Here is a 19,898-nt window from a genome sequence, read left to right as displayed (position 1 = left end):
ATTTTACTCTCCCAATATTTCGATTATGTCTCCGTTAGTGATCGCCCAATCTTTTAGCTTTTGTTCTTCATCTAAAAGAATTCCTTTGTTCAATACTTTGAGCTGGTATTTTTTTAATGTTTTTTCTTTCCCAAATATTTGATTCAATTCCCGAATGAAGCGGTAAACAGTAATATTTTTAGGAATTCTCAAATCCATTTGCTTATCCTTGTTTCCTTGGTACAACAAGGTAATGTTGATATGTTCTTGGTTATCTGCCATTTTGCTGACCTCGTTTTCTGTTGTGATACAACACTAGTGTTACAACTGTGACCAATAGCAAACCTAGTATTAATGGAAATAACGCAGGAGGAGAAGAAACTGCTTTGGCAGTTTCTTCTTTTTTGACTGCTGCGTGATTGGTTTCATTTGCTGTAAATAGCTGTGTATGATCATTTGCTTTTACTTTAGGTATTTTAGTCAAGAAGAATTGCGCTTCTTCTTCTTGACGTTGTTTTGTTTCTACCTTTTTAGCATTTGTTACTTTTTCAATCATTTCTGATTCGAATAAACGGTCTTCCGCAATAAAGCTTTGGGCTTTTCCGTTATCGATTTGGTCTTGATTTAGACGATCTGTTTTTAGGTCTAGGTTGTTATCTAATAATGTTTCTTTGGCATCTGTCGTTTCAGTAAAAGTAAGGAGCCCTATTCCAAATACAACTAAGAACAGTAGTTTCTTCATTTTTTCGCCACTTCCTTTACTTTTCTCCTTGGTTTCCAAATGAAAATGTTAAACGCAAAGAGAGCGGTAATTACTAGTACGTATAGAATAATATGAACGACATTCAAGGCATTTCTTGCTAGAATATCGGCTAGATTATTCTCTCCGATCGATAGTGGATTGATGGATCGAATCATTTCAACCATTGGATTGTTTCCTTTGGTTTTACCGATGGCATTTGTGACAAATACATAGCTGATAAATAGGAATAAACTAAATCCAAACCCTGCGATATGGAATTGTTTCAACGCATAGTGGTTGAGTAGTGAGAAGATCAGCATAAAGAGCACGACCATCATGACCCAAACGATTTGAGATTCTTTTACGATCGATAATTCACTAACACTTAGCATGCCTAAAATCAATCCAATACCAATAGCACTTAAGCCGAGAAGAGCTGTTTCCATAATGTTGTCTTTAAACCATAATTGTTCACGCTTAAATTTATCTTTGACTTTTCTAATTATTGGTTGTGTCGCAAAGAGGTAAGCGATAAATAAGCTCAATGTGTACATGATCAAGATCCATGTGAACGGCTCGTTGACTTCGGTTGTTTTGATTGTTGCTTCTGATTTTCCATGAACAGGATTGGCGATAAATTGAAGCAACGTGTTATTTGGTACGCCATCTTTTTGAGCGTTACTCAGAACTTTGATAAACGCTGAGACGAAGTCGTTATTGTTTGCTAGTTCATCATTTAAATTTGCCATGATCACATCAGCATTGGTGGAGAGTTCTTCACCATTTTTTTGTGCGGTATTGACTTCTTGGTCGAATGAAGTGAAGACAGATTTTACTGTTTCAGCTTCTTTGACATTCATTTCGGACGCTTCTTTAACCGCTTGTGATTGTTGTAAGAGTGACTCTAACGTTGATTTAGCCGAGTTGATTTCTGAATCTGTTTGGCTGTTCCAAGAGCTGATTTTACTTTCTGAGCTGATAGCTTCTTGAAGTTGTTGCTGCCCTTCTTCTACAGATACTGTTTGTTTTTCAATTGCTTCATTTAATCCCATCGTAGTTGTCAGAACGTTACTCATTTTTTCCCCAACAACTTCGGATTGTGTTTCAAGGCTGTCTGCTTTGAGCTTCAATGCCTCAAGGTGATCTACCTGTACTTTGTAATCACCACCAAGGAAAGTTTCGTTGAGGATTTGTTTAAAGGCATCTGTTAAATCTAATTTTAGGAAGCCGCCGAATTGTTCAAATTGATAATTTTCGTAAAAGGCTAATTCACTGCTGATTGAGTCATAAAGGTCTAACGTTTTACCGACTTGCTCAGAGTAAAGTCTCTTTTTAAGTTGATAATCTTCAGCAAGAAATGCAGATGTATCAATATTTTGATCCCATTCTATAGAAAATTGGGATTGTACCAGTTCACTTGTAATTGATTTTGTTTCAACTTTTTTAGAAACTTCTTCCTGTGATGGTTCGGTACTTTCTTCTTTTTCAGAAGAGGATGTTGTTTCTTCTGGAGTTGTTTCAGGTGTGGTTACCTCAGCTGTAAAAGGAACACTTCTTTCGTTAGATAGTTCTGGTTGGCCGACTCTAATACTCATTTTTGGTGCGGAAGTTGTTTCGTTGTATTCATCTGTAAATTGGTAAGTGACGGTATAAGTACCACTTCCAGTGACTGGGTATGCTTCACCCTCTTCTATTAATCCTACCCTGGAAATTTGAACATTGGTGATTCCTGCTGGGATACCGCTAACCTTGATCGTTCTGTTTGAACCAGTAGTATCCATTTTTATTTGGAAACTACCAGAAGCTGTGCTTAATAATTCTGTTCGTTTAGCCGTTAAATTGTCATAAGCTTCTTTTAAATTTTTGTAATAGGGACTTTCTAAGGCTTTTTCTGGATCCATTTCAAAATCTATATGCGGTTCTTTCAGATTATTTTCCTTATTGTTCTCATCGATTTTTTCATTTAGAACAAAAACTTTGCTTGAAACATCATTAAATTTTTCTTGTAATTGAGCAAATGGTTGTCCATCTCCATAAGGTGCTTTTGTGTATCTGAAAATGTCGTCTTGTGGATTTAAGTTAAAGGTTATTGTTCTAAAAGGTAGCAACGCTAGACGCTCTTCCATCCATTTTTTATAATCGACATTAAAACCAGTATCATCACTTGGCGGATACTCTTTATTTGCTTTCTTTAAGACATCGTTTAAGGTCACTTTAGGATCTCGGCTAGATTCATCGATCCCTAATGATGCGAAAAATGGTTCTTTGTATCTGTCAAAGTAGTTGTCACTAATTTCAGTTAGTTTCTCTTGTTGTTCAGTTACAGCGGTCTTAGCATCCGCTAATTGTTGATTTAAGAGTTCCATCTGTCTGGTAGTCGTATCAGATGAACCGTCAGGATTGAATTCATTTTGTAGATTCATACCTGTTTCTTGAAGTTGTTTGAACATAGCTGTTATGCTTTCGGATGTGACAGTGTTCTCGGCATCCGTTAATTGTTTTATAAATTCTTCGTAAGTGAGTTGTCCTTTTGCTCGCTCGTCTAATAGTTTTTCCAGAAGGGAAGAATAGTCTTTATGACTATTGACGAGTGAATCTGTTCCTTGCGTGTGACTCCCTAAAGTGTTCGCTAATAAATCATTAGCTTGCAGTGCACTTTTTGATTGTGATGTGATTGAAGGGAGATAGTCTTTAAAATTTAGTGTTGGCTGATACAAGACATCTTGGAATTCCTGTACAGAGGATGTCTGATTTGAGTAAACTTTTTCAATGTTTCTTTGTGCTGTAAATAAATTATCCATAATACTAACGACATATAGATCCACTAGTTGTTGATTCAAATCATTAACGATTCTTCTCCCAACACTTTTTGATTCGTTTTCTAATGTTGCATTCCCATTTGCATTGATCTTGTAGTTGACTTGGACTTTTTCTGGTGCTTCACTGTCTAATTCTAATAATTTACTTGAAAAATTGCTGGGTATGGTTACGAGTAGGTTATAAGTTCCATTTTTTAAGCCATTTTCGGCAATTCCACGACTAACTGTAAACCAGTTATAGGTAACATCTTTTTCGATTTTTTTAACATAATCTGCACCGAGATTATAGTCTATGTTATTTTTATTGACTCCTGCATCTTCATTCACCAAGGCAATGTTTAGCCGCATATCTTCTTCTTGGTCTTTTTTTGCTGAAATATCAGTAAAATCTCGGTTCATGAATATAAGCATAATAAGTAATATTACAACCATCCAAACAGATTTCAACGTATAGTATAGTTTCTTACTGTTCATTTATCATTCTCCTAAACAAAAGAGGAACAGCGAGGAGCAAGTGCCCTCCCTATTCCTCAGATATGTGTTTCTTATAGACCTCTTCCGATTGCTGAAGAGATATTTTGGTCTGTTTCTTCTACAATATTTGCAACTTCGTTCAATTGTTTGTTGATTTGCTCTAATAATTCAGCAAACTCAGATACTTTTGGTTTTAAAGCAGTGAATTGATCGTTAAAGCTATCAAAACCGCTACCTTCCCAGTTGCCTTGAATTGTATCTTGTTCAGATTGTAACTTTTGTAAAATGTCGTTTACTTGATTAGAACCATCCGTATATTTTGTTGCAGAAGTTCTAAGTTCTTGTGGGGATAATTTAATTCTATCGCCTGCCATTTTTCATTCCTCCAAATTGTTATTATTAGAAAGTATTAATAATACTTTCTAGATACATAAACGTTACCATAAAAAAGGATTCATAAATACTTAATGTAATAAGTTGCGTGTTATAAGTAAAAAATAACAACAAAAATAGAGTCATAACTTATCTTTTAGGTAATTTTTTTTCTTTCTGTGGTCTTTATAGTTACCTATAAGTCTGAAAAAATAAAAAAATCTGCACAATGCAGATTTTTTATAGCGAAAATATTAAATGTTTAACCAATTTAAAACAGGCAATAAATGTAACGGTAAATTATGATTTACCTAATCTTAAAAAAGTGCTGTATGATTCTTTTGCTTCGTCTTTAAAGGTTCTACTCAGAGGCAAAGAGGTAGGAATATCATTGCGCATGTTGCTTTCAAATTGTTTAACAAACACTTCGTTCTTGATGATCTTCACAATATAAGTTAGGTTCACTACATAACTACCATGTATTCTAGTAAATATATCTTTATTCAGCTTATCTATTATTTCAGCCATCGTTAAATACGTTTTATAAACTTTTTCCGTTGTGTATATGTATGCGATGCGTCCGCTTTTAGCGATGTAGATGATATCATTCATTGTTAATACAATCAGTTTCCTATTAAAAGAAAATTCAAAGTAAGTGTGGATAGCATTGAAATAATTGTTTGCTCGAGTCATTGTTTCTAGTAAACAGTCATCGGATATCGGCTTCAATAAATAATCAAAGGCTTGAACTTTAAATACTTCCGGCATCCGTTGAGTATTATTAGATACAAAAATAATCAGTGCTTCTAAATCGACATGACGTATTTGTTGGGCTAAAGTAATACCATCCATTTCATTTAGTTCAATAGATATGAAGTAAATGGCATAATTTGCATCTATTTTATTGATATGTCTGACTAATTTTTCACCATTACTAAAAAAATCAAATTCATATTTTTGCGAAAAGTGCAGATTAATGCATTTTTCAATTACGCCCATTTCTCTCTGGTTGTTATCACACAATGCAATCTTCAATGGCTCATCCCCCTTGAGTTTAAGATTAAAAATGTATGTATGTAGTTATTCTATTTTTTATAACCTTTATTTTTATCAATTCTAATCATAGCATATTTTTGTTACAGAAATTCTCAAAAATTTTACTCAAAACAACGTTTTTAGATAAAATATTATAATCTTTTTAAATGAATGCTCATGTGTAATAAAATGATGGGTAGGTTATATATATAATTAGTAGTCTTTTTTTGTTACACTAGAAAGTGATGGAGGACATAAGATGAAAAAAAATATGCAGTATAATTTGTATAAACAACCAATCGGTTATGAAGTAGATAACTGGTCTGAAAGACTGTATCCTACTAAGGAATTATTAGAAGGAAGCTATTGTCGATTGGAAAAATTAGATCCATCTAAACATCTAGAAGATTTATATCACGTTTATGGATCAGAAAGTAATCCCAGAAATTGGACGTATTTACCTCTAGTTTCATTTGAAAATAAAGCAAAGTTTGCTACATACTTAGAGACCGCTTGCGATTCGCAGGATCCTTATAATTATGCAATTATTGATAAAACTAGTGGAAAAGCATTAGGTACTTTGGCTTTGATGCGGATAAATGCAGAGCAGGGCACGATTGAAGTTGGTTTTGTGGTTTATTCTGATCAGTTGAAAAAAACACGAATTGCCACAGAAGCGCAGTATCTTTTAGCTTGTTATGCGTTGGATGAGCTAGGTTATCGACGCTATGAGTGGAAGTGTGATGCCTTAAATGAACCTTCTAGAAACGCGGCGCTGCGTTTAGGCTTCGTATTTGAAGGAGTTTTTCGAAATGCCTTAGTGTACAAAGGACGTAATAGGGATACCGCATGGTTTTCTATTATTGAAAGCGAATGGCCGAAAATTAAATCTCGAATGGCATCATGGTTGTCGAGCGATAATTTTACTATTGATGGAGAGCAAAAAAAACGTTTGAATGAATTATAAATACAAAAATAAGGTGTTTGAAAGGAAAGTCATGAAATGAAAAATTCTGAAATTCAATTAGCTAATGTGTCTAAACCAATGATTTTTACAGACGTTGCACCCACTTTTTTAACAGATGACACGATGCGTGAAAGAAAGCAAAAAGTATTGGAAAATATGAAATCAGAAGAGTATGATACTTTGGTGATTTATGCGGATAAAGAACATGGCGGAAACTTTGAATATTTAACTGGATTTATTCCTCGTTTTGAAGAGGGATTGTTGGTATTAGATGTTTCAGGAAAATCTACACTGATTCTCGGCAATGAGAATTTGAAAATGGCGAAAGTTGCAAGGATCGAGAATCAATTGATCCACTATCCATTGTTTTCATTACCTAATCAACCAATGGACAATGAGGCAAGACTAGAAAACATTTTTGAAGAACTGGGTTTGTCTGGCAAGCGTAAAATTGGAGTAGTCGGGTGGAAAATGTTTACAACAACTGAATCAGACAACGAGGCTTATTTTGATCTTCCCTATTTCATTATTCAAGCTCTTTTAACAAGTAAAGCTGAGCAAGCAGTGCTCAAAAATGCAGCGCATTTATTTATTCGTGGCGATAAAGGAGCTCGTACAACGAATAATGCAAATGAGATCGCTCATTATGAATATGGTGCAAATCTATCTTCTAGCTGTATGTTAAAAGCTATGGATGCTGTTGAAATTGGTGTAACTGAAGCTGCACTAGGCAATGAACTGACTGCTGAAGGTCAAACGAATACAGTGGTGACTATTGCTGCGACTGGACAGCGTTTTGAATATGGAAATGTGTACCCCACCCATAAACAAGTAAGACTAGGCGATCCACTATCTTTAACGACGGCATTTAAAGGTGGTTTATCTAGTCGCACTGGTTTTGTGATAGAAAATGAAAAGCAACTTCCAGAAAAACAGCAAGATTATTTAGACAGAGTCACGAAGCCGTATTATCAAGCTGTTATAACGTGGTTGGAAACGATAAAAGTCGGAATGGCAGGGGATGAACTCTATCAAACGATCGAAGCCGTTTTTCCTCAAGCTGTTTATCACTGGCATTTGAATCCTGGACACTTAGTATCAGACGAAGAATGGATGTCTTCACCAATCTATGAAGGATCTGAGGAAACATTGAAGAGTGGAATGATTCTACAAATTGATATTATTCCATCTGTGGCAGGATATGCGGGTGTAAGTGCAGAAGAATGTGTGGCTTTGGCTGATGGAAGCTTACAAAATCAGCTGAAAGAGGATTACCCTGAGTTATGGCAACGAATCATCACTAGGAAGAGATATCTCAAAGATGTATTGAATATTGAGTTAAGTGAGGAGATCATTCCTCTATCAAATACAGTAGCGTATTTACGACCATTTTATTTAGCGAAAGATCAAGCATTAAGATGTGCAAAATAGTGTAATAAAATAAAGGGACGTCTCTATATTGTGTAGAGACGTTCCCTTATTTTATTTTCAAAAGACATTGTTACACGTGAAACATTTACTCAATTTCTTTTACAATGATGTTATTTTTCAATGTTTCAACTGTTTCAATGACTACATAGCCCACAGTTTGTTCAAGAGCATTACTCATACCGCAAGCCATCCCGTAGTGCAAAATCTCTTCGATAGAAAAGCCTTGGTCTATAGCAAAAGCTATGCCGCCAACGGTAGCATCTCCAGAGCCTGTAGGATTTATAATATCGATTTTAGGTATCACAATATCAAAAACCCGCTCGTTATATTTTGCAACAGCGCCATCTCCACCGCAAGAAATTAAAATAAATGGAATTCCTTTTAATAGTGGATGATTTAGCTGTTTGATTACCTCAATTTTGCTCCGAATAGGAATACCCAATAACTCTTCAAATTCGTGGATATTCGGTTTAATGAAATAAGGTTTGGTGGTTCCCTTTAGGACATGATATAGTTGTTTTCCTGAAATGTCTGTTAGGATTTTTATTTCTGAACCAAGCTGCTCCGTTAGTTGTTGTAAATAATTCTGATATAATCGCTCATTTTTTGTGTTGGCAGATCCGCATAGAGCAATGATCGGTATTTTTTTTTGTTGGGAAGAGAAATCAATTACTTTGTCTACTATTTGGCGTGCCGTTACCTCCGTTATCTCAGGTCCTAGCTCGACGATTTCAGTTTGATTTTTCTCTTGGTCCATAATGGTTACAGCATTTCTCGATTCTCCATTGATCGAGAGAAATGCTGTGTTGAATGGTTCATGCTCTAGTGCAGATTGGATCAGTTCACCATTTATTCCAGCTAAAACCCCCATAGCTGTTACGTCTGCACCTAATATTGCAGCAGTTCTTCCAGCATTGATGCCTTTTCCGCCAACGGTTTTTACAGGGTTACTACAACGGTTCATTTCGCCTAAAATAAATGTATCTGTAAAATAAATAGAATCCATGGATGGATTGAGTGTTACTGTTAGAATCATTCTGTTACCTCCCTTTCAGATCCCTAGCTAATCTGGGTTTCTGAAAGCGCAGGTCCAACCCAGTTAACTTTTTTTGTTTAATAATGTTCCGTAAGATTGATAGAAATTAAATGTTTGTTCGTCGATTTTATCATCGGTGATTACATAGTCTAAATCAGACAGTTTATAAAAAGTATAGACGTCACTCACATTGAATTTTGTGCTGTCTGCTACAACGATTTTTTTCTTAGCATTTTTGAAAGCAGCTCGTTGGACGCCACCTTCTAAATAGTTTGAGGTAGTCACATTATTGTTGTAGATGCCATTTGTTGCAGCAAAAGCAATATCGATATTGATTGTTTCAAATGTTTGCTCCGCATGTTCCCCGATAAATTCTTCTGTGATTGGTGTAAAATCCCCCCCAGTCAACAAAATTCGATAGTCCGTATGCTCAATGACATAATTGAATGCCAATAAACTATTTGTAACGATCATCAAATTTTGTTTTTTGATAAAAGGTAGTGCATATAAAATGGTCGTCCCTGCACCGACAAAAACGACTTGATGATCCTGGATCAAAGAATTCATGATTTTTCCGATATATTCTTTTTGCTCGATATGCAGATTGATTTTCTCATGAGTGGCTAATTCCTTATTTTTTCGATCGATTTTTTGGGCACCGCCATATAGACGAACAAGTTGATTCGAGTCACTCAATTCATTGATATCTCGACGAATCGTCATTTCAGATACATTCAACTCATCAGCGATATCGGATACTGTCATAAACGTATTTTTTTCCAGTAATTCTAAAATATGCGCATGGCGCTCTCTTTTTAACATAATATGTTCCCCTTTTTGTTCGAAAATGTTTATCTATTACATTTTAAACGTAAAACGAACAAAAAACAATCAAAAGAAAGCGTTGACAAACCTTTTAACAAGTTGTATTCTTTTTGTATAAACAAAGTTTAACATATATTTACAAAGTTGAACATAAAAAGTTTAAATATGTTGAAAAGTACAGAGGAGGAATCAAAAATATGAAGCAGATGTTTCAACCAAATTTGGTCGATTTACAGGTAACGGTTCAAGATGAAGTAGAATTATTTGAATTGATTGCGAACCGACTAAAACAATTAGGATATGTGAATTCTGGGTATTTAGAAGGGATCAAATCAAGAGAAGAAATTTTTCCAACGGGGTTGATCACCGAGTACCTCAATATTGCATTACCTCATTCTGACACGGAGTATATTGAAAAGCCTTTCATATATATCGTAAGAACAACAAAACCGATCAAGGTCAAACAAATGGGAGACAATCAAGAAATGGAGGTGAGAGATTTATTTTTCCTAGGAATCAAAGAACCCTCAAAACAGGTTGGTTTATTACAAGAGTTAATGGTCTTATTTCAAAATGAAGCATTTGTGTCAGAGCTAAAAGAGACATCGGAAAATGAAGCAGTATTCAACTTATTCATGAAACAATGGGAGGAAGTAAAAAATGCCTAGAAAATTAATTGTAGCGTGCGGTAGCGGTGTTGCGACAAGTACAACTGTGGCAGAAAAAATCAAAAGCCAGTTTGATGCTGATCATATTGAGTATCCTGTGGAAGCAGTCGATTACAAATCGATTTTACAAGAATTACCAAGCGCTAGTATCTATGTTTATATCGCAAAACCTGACGATGAGGTACTTGAAGAAGCGGATAAGTTAGGTGTTTCGGTGTATGCAGGCGTGCCGTTTTTGACAGGTATGGGCGTTGATGAAGTGTACGAAGGAATCGTGAACGATACGAAGAAATAAAAAAGCGGTTCAGGTTATGACGAACCTGAACCGTAGTAGAGAGTGAGAATGAAGTAGCATGTTTATCTCACCTTCTAAATTAAAAAAGTATACAAACTAATCATACCAAAATTTTAAAAAGATAGGTAGGTAGAAGAGATGGGAATTTTTCAATCTGTGATTGATTTTATATTGAATCTTGGTTCAGCAATTTTTGTTCCGTTGATTATCCTCATTATCGGGCTGATTGCTCGGATGCCGCTGAAAAAAGCGTTTATGTCAGCTGTCACACTAGGAGTTGCCTTTACAGGAATGAGTATGGTGATCGGCTTTATGTCCGATGCGGTCAGTCCAGCATCCGAGGCAATGGCTAAAAATACAGGAATCAATTTGCCTGCTCTTGATTTAGGTTGGACAGGAGCTGCGAGCATTACATGGTCTTGGTCTTATGCATTTGTTTTTTTCGCTGTTGTTTTGGGCGTGAATTTTATTATGCTTTTATTAAATTTAACGAAAACACTGAACGTCGATATGTGGAATGTTTGGGGCAAGGCGTTGACTGCTTATCTGGTGTATTTTATCAGTGGATCGCTTGCTGCAGGTTTTATTGCGGCTGTTGTTCAAGTTGTTTTAGAACTAAAAATGGGCGATATGTTTCAACGTCATATTCAAGATTTAACGGGGATTCCTTTGGTGACAGTGACTCATTTGATGAATATTTCGGCTGTATTGATGTTGCCAGTTAATATTGTGATGGATAAAATACCGTTCTTTAATAAAAAGGCTGACACTTCAGCATTGAAAGCGAAAATCGGAATTTTTTCTGAAAATAGTGTGATGGGATTCATTATTGGTGTGCTGCTTGGATTTGGTGCAGCATATGGGATTTCTGGCTCGCTGAACTTAGGGATTCAAGTAGCAACGGCGATGGCCTTATTTCCAATGATCAGTAAAATGTTTATGCAGTCGCTCTCTCCTTTAGCGGATGCAATGTCAGAGATGATGAAAAAACGGTTTAAAGATCGTGAAGTTTACATTGGTTTAGATTGGCCAATTTTAGCAGGGCGCTCTGAAATTTGGGTAACAGCGATCATCTTAGTGCCGATCTTCATTGGTTACGCGATGATTTTACCAGGAAATCAGGTGTTGCCACTTGCTGGTATTATTAATTACTCGATTGCAGTTGGGGGATTATTATTGACTGGAGGAAACTTGTACCGCATGATCACGCTAGGAATTATTTATACGCCGCTTTATTTATATGGTGCAACCTATCTTGCCCCGGTATTAACAGGTTTAGCGAAAAAAACTGGTGCAGTTGATCTAAAAGGCGGCAGCATTACTTGGTCATCGATCGAAGGACCAGAATTTAGAATTTTGTTTGCAGAAGCGGCCAACTTAAATATTGTAGCTATTGTTGGTTTTATCATTTTTATTGCAATGTTCGTTTGGTTGTATAAGTATATGGCGAAAGAGCCTGTTCCAAGTGCGCGTTATGAAGAAGTGAAAAACTAACGTAAAACATAGAAAGGACTGGTGGACACCATGGATCAAAAGGGACAATGGATGTTGCTGTTATTTGGAGATATCCTGCTGTTTACATTAGCGCTAGCGACCAATATCATTCCGCTGTATTTATTAGTTATTCTCCTTTCTCTGTTTATTTATAAAAATGGAAATGCAGTGCTTTTTAAGGAATATGATGATAAAAAAAAACAAAAATATGAAGAATATAAAGTTGTGCAGGAAGCTGCAAAAGAAGCGATCCGCACGGGTAAATTACTAAAAAAGAAGGAGCTGTAATAAAATATGGCAGATGGAAGAATTTTATTTGAACGTGAAAGAGGAGATATGGCGAAAATCGTACAACTGATTTTTGAACGTAAAAATACGAATGTTGCTGGTGGCAATTTTTCATTTAAAACAACAGACAAGGAGGGAAAAGAATACATTATCATGACGCCAACGATGATGTCTCAAGCCTATCTAGGACATGTTTCCCCTTCGCAGATTTTAGTGGTAGAACCCCACACGAGAAAAGTCGTTGCAGGAGAAGGTGGGTTAACGAGAGAAATCAATATGCATGAAGCTGTTTATGATGCGAACCCTGAAATCAAATCAGTTTTACATGCTCATGCGCCAAACAGTATGTTTTGGGCCACTAGCGGTTTAGATATGCCTAACTTGACCGAAGCGACTCAGAAAGTCGAATATATTGAAGTGTTGGAATTTGAACCGAACTGTTCAGAGGAACTGGCTGAAATCGTCAGTAACCATATTAAAACAATGGCGAGAAAAACATTGCCTCATGAATTTTTACTGGATAGTCATGGCGTTTTGATCACGACAGGTGGAGAAACAGGGATGGAGGCTATTCATTCGGCCTTAGCGATTTTGGATACGGTTGAGTGGAATGCTGAGATTGCCTATAAGCAAACCATTTTCCAAAAACTTGGTATTTTAGATGGCTACTATTCTAAAGGGGTTAAAATAGGTACGATCGAAGATTTAATCAATCGTGAACCGATTTATAATCAAAAAATCAAAATGACAGCTGGCGGAGACTAAGAAGGAAACAGTTGAAACAGCTAGTTTAAAACTCTTCTGGGTTTTAAACTAGCTGTTTCTTTTTACCGAAAATAAGAGGGATTTTTTTCTGCTATTATATAGAAAGAAACATTTTATTATAACTATGACAAATCTTGCTAAAAACATTGCAAGAAATCTTTATTTGCGTTAAAGTAAGAAAAGACAATTGTGAAACATTTTTCTGTTTCACGCAAGGAAGGAAACCTATGACACCAGAAGAATTTAAACAATTATTAAGCCAAAAAGGCATTGATTTGTCTGATGATCAAATGGCACAATTTGCTCTTTATTTTGAATTACTCGTTGAGTGGAACGAAAAAATGAATTTAACTGCAATTACAGAAGAAAAAGAAGTATACCTGAAGCATTTTTATGATTCTATTTCACTAGCATTTTTTGAAGATTTTTCAATAAATAAATCGATTTGTGATGTGGGCGCAGGGGCTGGATTTCCAAGCATTCCGTTAAAAATTGTTTTTCCAACATTACAAGTAACAATTGTTGATTCATTAAATAAACGAATCACCTTTTTAACAGAATTAGTCAATGAACTGAAGTTAGATGGGGTTTCTTTGTATCACGATCGTGCAGAAACGTTTGGACAAAAAGAAGAATTTCGTGCAGCTTTTGACTATGTCACAGCTCGCGCAGTTGCTCGCTTAAATGTGTTAAGTGAGTTATGTTTACCGCTAGTGAAAAAGGATGGTTTTTTCTTAGCATTGAAAGCTGCTAAGAGCGAAGAAGAGATTGTTGAAGCCAAACCTGCAATTGCTATTTTAGGTGGAAAATTTCAAAAAGAAGTTTCTTTTGAATTACCAGTCACAGCGGATGAACGTCATATTGTTGTGGTACAAAAGAAAAAAGAGACACCAAAAAAATACCCAAGAAAACCAGGATTACCAAATAAACAACCAATCAAATAAGATGGAGGGACACAAATGGCACGAATTATTTCTGTAGCGAATCAAAAAGGCGGCGTTGGCAAGACAACGACTACCGTGAATCTAGGTGCTTGTCTTGCCTATTACGGCAAAAAAGTGTTGCTGATCGATATTGATGCTCAAGGAAATGCAACAAGCGGTATCGGCGTACGTAAACCAGATGTTGCCACGGATGTTTATGACGTATTAGTCAATGAAGAACCAATCAAGAATGTGATTCAGCAAACGTCTAGAGAAAATTTAGATATCGTTCCAGCAACAATCCAATTGGCTGGAGCTGAAATCGAATTGACTTCGATGATGGCTAGAGAGTCTCGTTTAAAAGCTGCGATAGAAGAAATAAATGATATTTATGACTTTGTTTTGATCGATTGTCCGCCGTCTTTGGGACATTTGACTATCAATGCTTTTACAGCAAGTGATTCGATTTTGATTCCTGTGCAATGTGAGTACTACGCATTGGAAGGCTTGAGCCAACTGCTAAATACGATTCGTCTCGTTCAAAAGCATTTTAATCCTGACTTACGTATCGAAGGTGTATTGTTGACGATGTACGATGCCAGAACAAATTTAGGTGCTGAAGTCGTAGAAGAAGTCCGCAAGTATTTCCGCGAAAAAGTGTATGACACAATTATTCCTAGAAATGTTCGTTTATCTGAAGCACCCAGTCATGGTTTGTCGATTATTGATTATGATCCCCGTTCACGTGGTGCCGAAGTGTACCAAGCACTAGCAAAGGAAGTGTTGGATAATGAGTAAAGGAAAAGGTTTAGGTAGAGGTATTGATGCATTGTTTCAAGATTTTGCTAGTTTGGAAGATGTAGATGTTCAAAAAGAAGAGGTACTTGAAATTCCTTTAAATGAACTTCGTCCAAATCCATACCAGCCAAGAAAAACATTTGATGAAGCATCACTGCAAGAATTGGCGAATTCAATTCAACAATCAGGTGTTTTTCAACCAATCATTGTTAGAAAATCATCTGTCAAAGGGTACGAAATCATTGCAGGCGAGAGACGTTTCCGTGCTTCAAAATTAGCAGATAAAGAAACGATTCCGGCAATCGTCCGTGAATTTGATGAAGAAGCCATGATGCAAGTCGCGGTTTTAGAAAATTTACAACGTGAAGATTTAAATCCGCTAGAAGAAGCAGAAGCCTATGATATGTTGATGAAAAATCTGAAACTTACACAAGTAGAAGTTGCAGAACGTCTTGGCAAAAGCCGACCATATATTGCAAACTATTTACGTTTGTTGACATTACCCACTCAAGTTAAAGAAATGGTTCAGGGTGAAACTTTATCGATGGGACAAGCCAGAACTTTACTTGGTTTAAAAGATAAGGACTTGATTTTAACTTTGGCAAAACGAGTTGTAGAAGAGAATTTAACTGTTCGTCAGCTGGAGCAGATTGTCAATGATCTAAATGAAAATCAAGGGAAGAAAGTACTGAAGAAAGAAAAGAAAAATACCAAAGATAAACCTTATTATATTCGTGAAAGCGAAGATCGTTTAATGGATAAATTTGGTACGACTGTTGCTATTCAAGAAAAAGAGGGCAAAGGGAAAATTGAAATCGAGTATCTTTCACAGTCAGATTTAGCTAGAATCTTAGATATTTTAGAAATTCATTTTGATGAAGCTTGATAAAGCAGATGAATAAAAAAGTATGACGCAAAACTAATACTAGTTTTGCGTCATACTTTTTTTATAGTCTATTTCTTATTGTTAATGAGTAGAAATAAAATTGACAGATAAACATGGCTATTTATTAAAATGATTAATTTGTTCGTTTAACATTTATAAAAACTATTATATTTAGAAATAAGTATGATTTTTCTTATTCTTATATAAAATAAGAAAAATCTATAATGTTTAAATTAAACCATATGGATATAGTTTAAATAGATACTTAAGTTAAATACTTACACTTCAAGTATACAATAAATAATTTGGACATGTCAATGAGGAATAAAAAAATCACAATATATTTAATTTATGTAAATTATGCTCTGCTCAAAAGAGCAAACTAGTCAATAGATAACAAAACATTGATAACTAGCTAGATTGCTTATTAAGCCTACGCAAATCACTCCTGCTTTGTTGTTACGCATAATCAATAGTAACTCACAATAAATTTACTTATTTCTATACGCCGTCAAATGAACCGTCAAATAAATAGCTCCAAGAATAAATAAAGCGGAAAAATATTTAGCTTATCACTTAAGTTGTTTGTAAATAGGAACAAAAAATCTAAAAGAAGACTACAGACGATAACTTTATCTTTGATGAAGACAAAAGGGAATAAGAAAATAATCAGTAAAGTTTCTGTTGTCATCCTAATAATTATGATTCGTTTATTTTTATTAAAATCATCATTTTTTAAAATATTAATTTATATATTTTCTTTATTTCACCGTCATCTAACCGTCAACTATAAAATTGGAACGCCTTTAAATCAGTATTTATATTGATTTTTTCTTATTTTATATAAGAATAGGAAATTCCTATTATCTAATATTTGCAGTTTTATGTAGTGCATGTATTAAAAATTGTATTACATGTATCTTTTGAAGGAATCTTATTAAACATAAATGGTTGGAATTTACTATATAAATTAAGAGGAGGATTTTCTATTATGAGGAAAAAAATTATTATATTAACCGACACATTAAGCGCAAACGGGTTGTTACAAAATAGTTTATTGAATATGGATTATGAAATAATGGTTTCAAAAGATATATTAACTCAACCAAAAGATAAAGAGTTCTATTTTCTGCAAAATTTTGATCTTATTATTTATCAACAATCTATGTACAGTGGACTGAAGGAATCATTTCTAGATAACTTAGCGTTATTGAACAAGCCAATTGTGGTTTTAACGTTTGAGTCAGAGCAGGTTAATAAGTCTAAGTATTTGAACAATGCTAATGTGAGCTTTGTTCGTTATCCAATATCCGTTACTGATTTAGCGAGCAAACTAGCAGCAATCTTTGAGGAATCTGCAAGTCGTAAAGGTAAAAATAATCAAGAAAGAGCAGTGGATTCTTCTGTACACAATGGTAGCTTTTCTCAAAATACGTCATCCTATTCAAATGTTGTAAAAGTGAAGAAACAATACTCTTTCCAATTAAAAGATCGCACACTGATTATCGACAATTGGCTAATTCCGTTGACTAAAAAAGAACATCAAGTACTGGCACATTTTATTGAATCAGAGCAACGAGTTTTTTCAAGTCAATCACTTTGCGAAGCAATTTGGACAAATGCCAAGCAAAAAAATAAGCAGGCATTGTTGAGTAATCTGATTAACCGCATCAAACAAAAAATAATGGATAAAACTTCTATTTTTGAACCATTTATTTTAAATAAAAAAGGTATAGGTTATTACTTAAATCAAGAGTTTGTGGCTTTGGACGAACAAAACAATGAAAAAATAAGAGAACTATTGGTAGGCAGTGTGTAATTAAAAAAGGATAAGTCAGAAAGGAAGCGGGAGCATTGGCAATATTTAACAAAAAAAAGCAAAAAAAAAAGAATCATGAGGATGATTATGAAGAGTACTACGATGAATATGACGAATACGAAGAGTATGATGATTACGACGAATATGATGATGAATTTGAAGAAGAGGAGTATGTCCCACCTAAAAAAAGTCGTCCAGAAACTTCAAATAAAAGAGAGCGTTCAGAAAATACTATGAGAAAACATGAGCAAGAAGCACAGCAAGAACAAGCAACAGTAATTGAGCATTTAAACAATGAAAATCAGCAGTTCCAAAAAGAAATGCAACGTCAAAAAACAATGGCTGAGCGCTTAAAAGCTGAAGTTGAAAATAAACAGCAAGAAATCGACCAGTTAACGATGCGTTTGACAAGTTCATCTAAATCAAAAGAAAGAATTCTTTCGTTAGAAGAGCAAATAAGGCAATCAGAAGAGCTGAGAATACAGTTAGATGAACAATTGTTAGAAGAACGTAATAAGAGTATAGAGACTGAAAAACTACTACGTCAGCAGGATTTAATGAAAAATCAAATTGCAGAGGTCTTGATGGAGGCTAAAGAGAAAGCACAGCAAATCATTGAACGTGCAACTATTGAAGCTGACCGAACAGTAGAATCTGCTAGACATGAGACTAAAAAAGCAGTTTCAGAAGCTTCAATTGAATTAAAAATGATTAATCAGGAAGCGGCAAATTACCATACACGAATCCTTCGTCTACAAAGTGAAACAAGTGTATTGATGGAAGATCTGTTGAATAAATCTAGCCGACTAGCTGACCAATCACTGGATTAAAGGAAGGGGATTAAGAAGTGGTTTATCAAAATATTATGGTTGACATCTATCAAGCCGCTTCTCCAGCAGTAGGTGAGCGTCTTTTTGATGATGATATGTTACGGGATATCTATTATATTTGCGAAGAAATTTTTCAACAAAGGAATAAAAGAATCCCTTATCCTCAAAAAGAAGTGGAAGAATATTTTGAAGAGTTTCATACTATAATTTCTTTTTTTAAACATGTTGAGATTACCTTAGATTTTGTAGATCTTGATTGGTCTGCTTTGTTGGACGAATTGATTCATACATTTCCCCAAATTGCCTGGATAGGCGGTTCTAAGGAGAAAGAAGACAATCGTATCGTATATTATATCGACTTTGTTCCTATTGCTTATAGGGAGACTGGATTTCCTTTCATGGTCAACTTACTCCAATCATTAAATCAGCAGTTATTAGATGATAGGGATGATGTACTAGAGTCGTTTGTTTGTGAGATCGAGACCCTTGTAGCTAAATTTATTAGACCTTTTAAGATGACTAGCTCCGATTCCGCTGAAAAGACAGAGGTTGTAGAATATAACGATCAGGATAATACAAATTATTTATTAAAAATGGAAGAAGCTGTTAGTAGAGAGAGATACGCAAAAGAAAGGATGCGGCTTGCAAATAAAAAATTAGAAGTTGTAATTGAGCAAATGGAACGACAGAACTTATCCAGAGCGATGAAAGAATTAAGCAAATCAAGCAGTGATGAAAATGAAAATTGGGACCATGTATTAAAAGTGGACTTGAGAGAGTATTCTCAACTTCTACAAAAGGCTAAGTTTTTAGAACAGTCTTGGTTGATGAATAAAGAATTGATTACAAAATCTGAAAAGATGACGATTTCTGATAATCAATTAACTTATGAAAGAGAACAAGTAAGAAGTTTTAAAGATTCGGTCTCTACAAACGAAATTTATCTAATTCTAGATGAGTGTAAGCTAATTGAATCAAGAGTTAAGATTAAGAAAAAATCTTGGTTTCGACAACCTCATGTCCGAATCATGAAGATGGATTATGACAGTATATTGAATAAAGCAGCTTATTTTGATCTTATTCAAGGAGAAAATTACTTACTTGAGCAGATAGTACTAAACGAGGAGACGATTGTTGACGATTAAAATAAGTCAATCGTTGTTTCGCTGAAAGAAATAGAACAGGATTGGGAATAGTCGGCTTTTCCCATCCGCTACTACATAATGATTCTAATTATTTATTAAAGAGAAATATTGAAAAAGAGCATAATCATCAATGAGATAAGAAAGATCTCTACTAGTATATTTAAAAAGGAATCAATTGAAGTAATGGGAAAAGAGAATAATTGATTGAAAATGACAATTTTAGCTTATCATTCACTTGATTTTAACAGTTGCTATGTGGGGTTCTTTTTTTCAAAGTACATACAATCTTCTATGCAGGGAGCTTAAA

General features: G+C 34.9%; 20 protein-coding genes. 13 read left to right on the top strand and 7 right to left on the bottom strand.

Annotation, left to right across the window (positions count from 1 at the left end; translation table 11 throughout):
- Positions 1–3: 3 nt before the first annotated feature.
- The 5 genes from AC4BB5_RS17870 to AC4BB5_RS17850 all read right to left on the bottom strand — a co-directional run bounded on the left by AC4BB5_RS17870 (position 4) and on the right by AC4BB5_RS17850 (position 5,421).
- Complete coding sequence (locus AC4BB5_RS17870; RefSeq protein ID WP_086314723.1) at positions 4–261, bottom strand: EsaB/YukD family protein; 258 nt, start codon at positions 259–261, stop codon at positions 4–6.
- The gene (locus AC4BB5_RS17865) at positions 251–721 is read right to left on the bottom strand and encodes a hypothetical protein (protein WP_490457385.1); all 471 of its coding nucleotides are present in this window, start codon (positions 719–721) and stop codon (positions 251–253) included. Before AC4BB5_RS17865 ends, AC4BB5_RS17870 begins: the two co-directional genes overlap by 11 nt.
- Positions 718–4,014 (bottom strand): type VII secretion protein EsaA, encoded by a 3,297-nt coding sequence (gene esaA / locus AC4BB5_RS17860; RefSeq protein WP_490457384.1) that lies wholly within the window; start codon positions 4,012–4,014, stop codon positions 718–720. Before esaA ends, AC4BB5_RS17865 begins: the two co-directional genes overlap by 4 nt.
- Before the next feature lie 71 nt (positions 4,015–4,085).
- Complete coding sequence (locus AC4BB5_RS17855) at positions 4,086–4,388, bottom strand: WXG100 family type VII secretion target (RefSeq protein WP_010766560.1); 303 nt, start codon at positions 4,386–4,388, stop codon at positions 4,086–4,088.
- A 298-nt stretch (positions 4,389–4,686) separates the two neighbouring features.
- Positions 4,687–5,421: a LytR/AlgR family response regulator transcription factor gene (locus AC4BB5_RS17850; RefSeq protein ID WP_490457383.1), complete on the bottom strand. Its 735-nt coding sequence runs from the start codon at positions 5,419–5,421 to the stop codon at positions 4,687–4,689.
- A 259-nt stretch (positions 5,422–5,680) separates the two neighbouring features.
- Here AC4BB5_RS17850 and AC4BB5_RS17845 point away from each other — a divergent pair, with 259 nt between their 5' ends.
- Both AC4BB5_RS17845 and AC4BB5_RS17840 read left to right on the top strand, forming a co-directional pair.
- Positions 5,681–6,388, top strand: coding sequence for a GNAT family N-acetyltransferase (locus AC4BB5_RS17845; RefSeq protein ID WP_490457382.1), 708 nt, complete (start codon positions 5,681–5,683; stop codon positions 6,386–6,388).
- Between the two features lie 36 nt (positions 6,389–6,424).
- On the top strand, positions 6,425–7,819 hold the full coding sequence (locus AC4BB5_RS17840; protein WP_490457381.1) for a M24 family metallopeptidase: 1,395 nt from the start codon (positions 6,425–6,427) through the stop codon (positions 7,817–7,819).
- A gap of 85 nt (positions 7,820–7,904) precedes the next feature.
- Here AC4BB5_RS17840 and AC4BB5_RS17835 read toward each other — a convergent pair whose 3' ends face one another.
- Entirely contained in the window at positions 7,905–8,855 is a 951-nt protein-coding gene (locus AC4BB5_RS17835) for a 1-phosphofructokinase family hexose kinase (RefSeq protein ID WP_490457380.1), read from the bottom strand.
- Positions 8,856–8,918: 63 nt separating this feature from the next.
- A complete protein-coding gene (locus AC4BB5_RS17830) occupies positions 8,919–9,677 on the bottom strand; it encodes a DeoR/GlpR family DNA-binding transcription regulator (RefSeq protein ID WP_490457379.1) in 759 nt (252 codons plus the stop codon).
- Positions 9,678–9,877: 200 nt separating this feature from the next.
- Between AC4BB5_RS17830 and AC4BB5_RS17825 the strand changes: the two genes are divergently transcribed.
- The 11 genes from AC4BB5_RS17825 to AC4BB5_RS17775 all read left to right on the top strand — a co-directional run bounded on the left by AC4BB5_RS17825 (position 9,878) and on the right by AC4BB5_RS17775 (position 19,591).
- Positions 9,878–10,348, top strand: a complete 471-nt coding sequence (locus tag AC4BB5_RS17825; protein ID WP_490457378.1) for a PTS sugar transporter subunit IIA — start codon at positions 9,878–9,880, stop codon at positions 10,346–10,348.
- Complete coding sequence (locus AC4BB5_RS17820) at positions 10,341–10,643, top strand: PTS sugar transporter subunit IIB (RefSeq protein ID WP_490457377.1); 303 nt, start codon at positions 10,341–10,343, stop codon at positions 10,641–10,643. The genes AC4BB5_RS17825 and AC4BB5_RS17820 overlap by 8 nt, the downstream gene beginning before the upstream one ends.
- Positions 10,644–10,781: 138 nt before the next feature.
- A complete protein-coding gene (locus AC4BB5_RS17815) occupies positions 10,782–12,137 on the top strand; it encodes a PTS galactitol transporter subunit IIC (RefSeq protein WP_490457376.1) in 1,356 nt (451 codons plus the stop codon).
- Between the two features lie 30 nt (positions 12,138–12,167).
- The gene (locus tag AC4BB5_RS17810) at positions 12,168–12,425 is read left to right on the top strand and encodes a hypothetical protein (RefSeq protein WP_490457375.1); all 258 of its coding nucleotides are present in this window, start codon (positions 12,168–12,170) and stop codon (positions 12,423–12,425) included.
- 6 nt (positions 12,426–12,431) lie between these two features.
- Positions 12,432–13,190: a class II aldolase/adducin family protein gene (locus AC4BB5_RS17805; RefSeq protein WP_490457374.1), complete on the top strand. Its 759-nt coding sequence runs from the start codon at positions 12,432–12,434 to the stop codon at positions 13,188–13,190.
- 227 nt (positions 13,191–13,417) lie between these two features.
- Positions 13,418–14,134: a 16S rRNA (guanine(527)-N(7))-methyltransferase RsmG gene (gene rsmG, locus AC4BB5_RS17800; protein ID WP_490457373.1), complete on the top strand. Its 717-nt coding sequence runs from the start codon at positions 13,418–13,420 to the stop codon at positions 14,132–14,134.
- A 15-nt stretch (positions 14,135–14,149) separates the two neighbouring features.
- Positions 14,150–14,911, top strand: a complete 762-nt coding sequence (locus AC4BB5_RS17795; RefSeq protein ID WP_010766686.1) for a ParA family protein — start codon at positions 14,150–14,152, stop codon at positions 14,909–14,911.
- Positions 14,904–15,797, top strand: coding sequence for a ParB/RepB/Spo0J family partition protein (locus AC4BB5_RS17790; protein WP_490457372.1), 894 nt, complete (start codon positions 14,904–14,906; stop codon positions 15,795–15,797). Before AC4BB5_RS17795 ends, AC4BB5_RS17790 begins: the two co-directional genes overlap by 8 nt.
- Before the next feature lie 991 nt (positions 15,798–16,788).
- Positions 16,789–17,616 (top strand): helix-turn-helix domain-containing protein, encoded by an 828-nt coding sequence (locus AC4BB5_RS17785; RefSeq protein ID WP_490457371.1) that lies wholly within the window; start codon positions 16,789–16,791, stop codon positions 17,614–17,616.
- Positions 17,617–17,651: 35 nt separating this feature from the next.
- Positions 17,652–18,446 (top strand): hypothetical protein, encoded by a 795-nt coding sequence (locus AC4BB5_RS17780; RefSeq protein ID WP_490457370.1) that lies wholly within the window; start codon positions 17,652–17,654, stop codon positions 18,444–18,446.
- A 17-nt stretch (positions 18,447–18,463) separates the two neighbouring features.
- A complete protein-coding gene (locus tag AC4BB5_RS17775; protein WP_490457369.1) occupies positions 18,464–19,591 on the top strand; it encodes a CCDC34 family protein in 1,128 nt (375 codons plus the stop codon).
- The last annotated feature ends 307 nt before the right edge of the window (positions 19,592–19,898 follow it).

The sequence above is a fragment of the Enterococcus sp. AMC1252 genome, assembly GCF_058216515.1.
The sequence above is the reverse complement of the archived record's forward strand: the minus strand, read 5'-3'. Positions and strand labels throughout refer to the sequence as shown.

What these genes read in the sequence shown, in the direction of transcription:
- AC4BB5_RS17840 (WP_490457381.1), top strand. Translation starts at nt 6,425, where the DNA reads ATGAAAAATTCTGAAATTCAATTAGCTAATGTGTCTAAACCAATGATT.
- AC4BB5_RS17865 (WP_490457385.1), bottom strand. Translation starts at nt 721, where the DNA reads ATGAAGAAACTACTGTTCTTAGTTGTATTTGGAATAGGGCTCCTTACT.
- esaA (WP_490457384.1), bottom strand. Translation starts at nt 4,014, where the DNA reads ATGAACAGTAAGAAACTATACTATACGTTGAAATCTGTTTGGATGGTT.
- AC4BB5_RS17820 (WP_490457377.1), top strand. Translation starts at nt 10,341, where the DNA reads ATGCCTAGAAAATTAATTGTAGCGTGCGGTAGCGGTGTTGCGACAAGT.
- AC4BB5_RS17815 (WP_490457376.1), top strand. Translation starts at nt 10,782, where the DNA reads ATGGGAATTTTTCAATCTGTGATTGATTTTATATTGAATCTTGGTTCA.
- AC4BB5_RS17830 (WP_490457379.1), bottom strand. Translation starts at nt 9,677, where the DNA reads ATGTTAAAAAGAGAGCGCCATGCGCATATTTTAGAATTACTGGAAAAA.
- rsmG (WP_490457373.1), top strand. Translation starts at nt 13,418, where the DNA reads ATGACACCAGAAGAATTTAAACAATTATTAAGCCAAAAAGGCATTGAT.
- AC4BB5_RS17805 (WP_490457374.1), top strand. Translation starts at nt 12,432, where the DNA reads ATGGCAGATGGAAGAATTTTATTTGAACGTGAAAGAGGAGATATGGCG.
- AC4BB5_RS17870 (WP_086314723.1), bottom strand. Translation starts at nt 261, where the DNA reads ATGGCAGATAACCAAGAACATATCAACATTACCTTGTTGTACCAAGGA.
- AC4BB5_RS17855 (WP_010766560.1), bottom strand. Translation starts at nt 4,388, where the DNA reads ATGGCAGGCGATAGAATTAAATTATCCCCACAAGAACTTAGAACTTCT.
- AC4BB5_RS17795 (WP_010766686.1), top strand. Translation starts at nt 14,150, where the DNA reads ATGGCACGAATTATTTCTGTAGCGAATCAAAAAGGCGGCGTTGGCAAG.
- AC4BB5_RS17825 (WP_490457378.1), top strand. Translation starts at nt 9,878, where the DNA reads ATGAAGCAGATGTTTCAACCAAATTTGGTCGATTTACAGGTAACGGTT.
- AC4BB5_RS17845 (WP_490457382.1), top strand. Translation starts at nt 5,681, where the DNA reads ATGAAAAAAAATATGCAGTATAATTTGTATAAACAACCAATCGGTTAT.
- AC4BB5_RS17790 (WP_490457372.1), top strand. Translation starts at nt 14,904, where the DNA reads ATGAGTAAAGGAAAAGGTTTAGGTAGAGGTATTGATGCATTGTTTCAA.
- AC4BB5_RS17835 (WP_490457380.1), bottom strand. Translation starts at nt 8,855, where the DNA reads ATGATTCTAACAGTAACACTCAATCCATCCATGGATTCTATTTATTTT.
- AC4BB5_RS17785 (WP_490457371.1), top strand. Translation starts at nt 16,789, where the DNA reads ATGAGGAAAAAAATTATTATATTAACCGACACATTAAGCGCAAACGGG.
- AC4BB5_RS17810 (WP_490457375.1), top strand. Translation starts at nt 12,168, where the DNA reads ATGGATCAAAAGGGACAATGGATGTTGCTGTTATTTGGAGATATCCTG.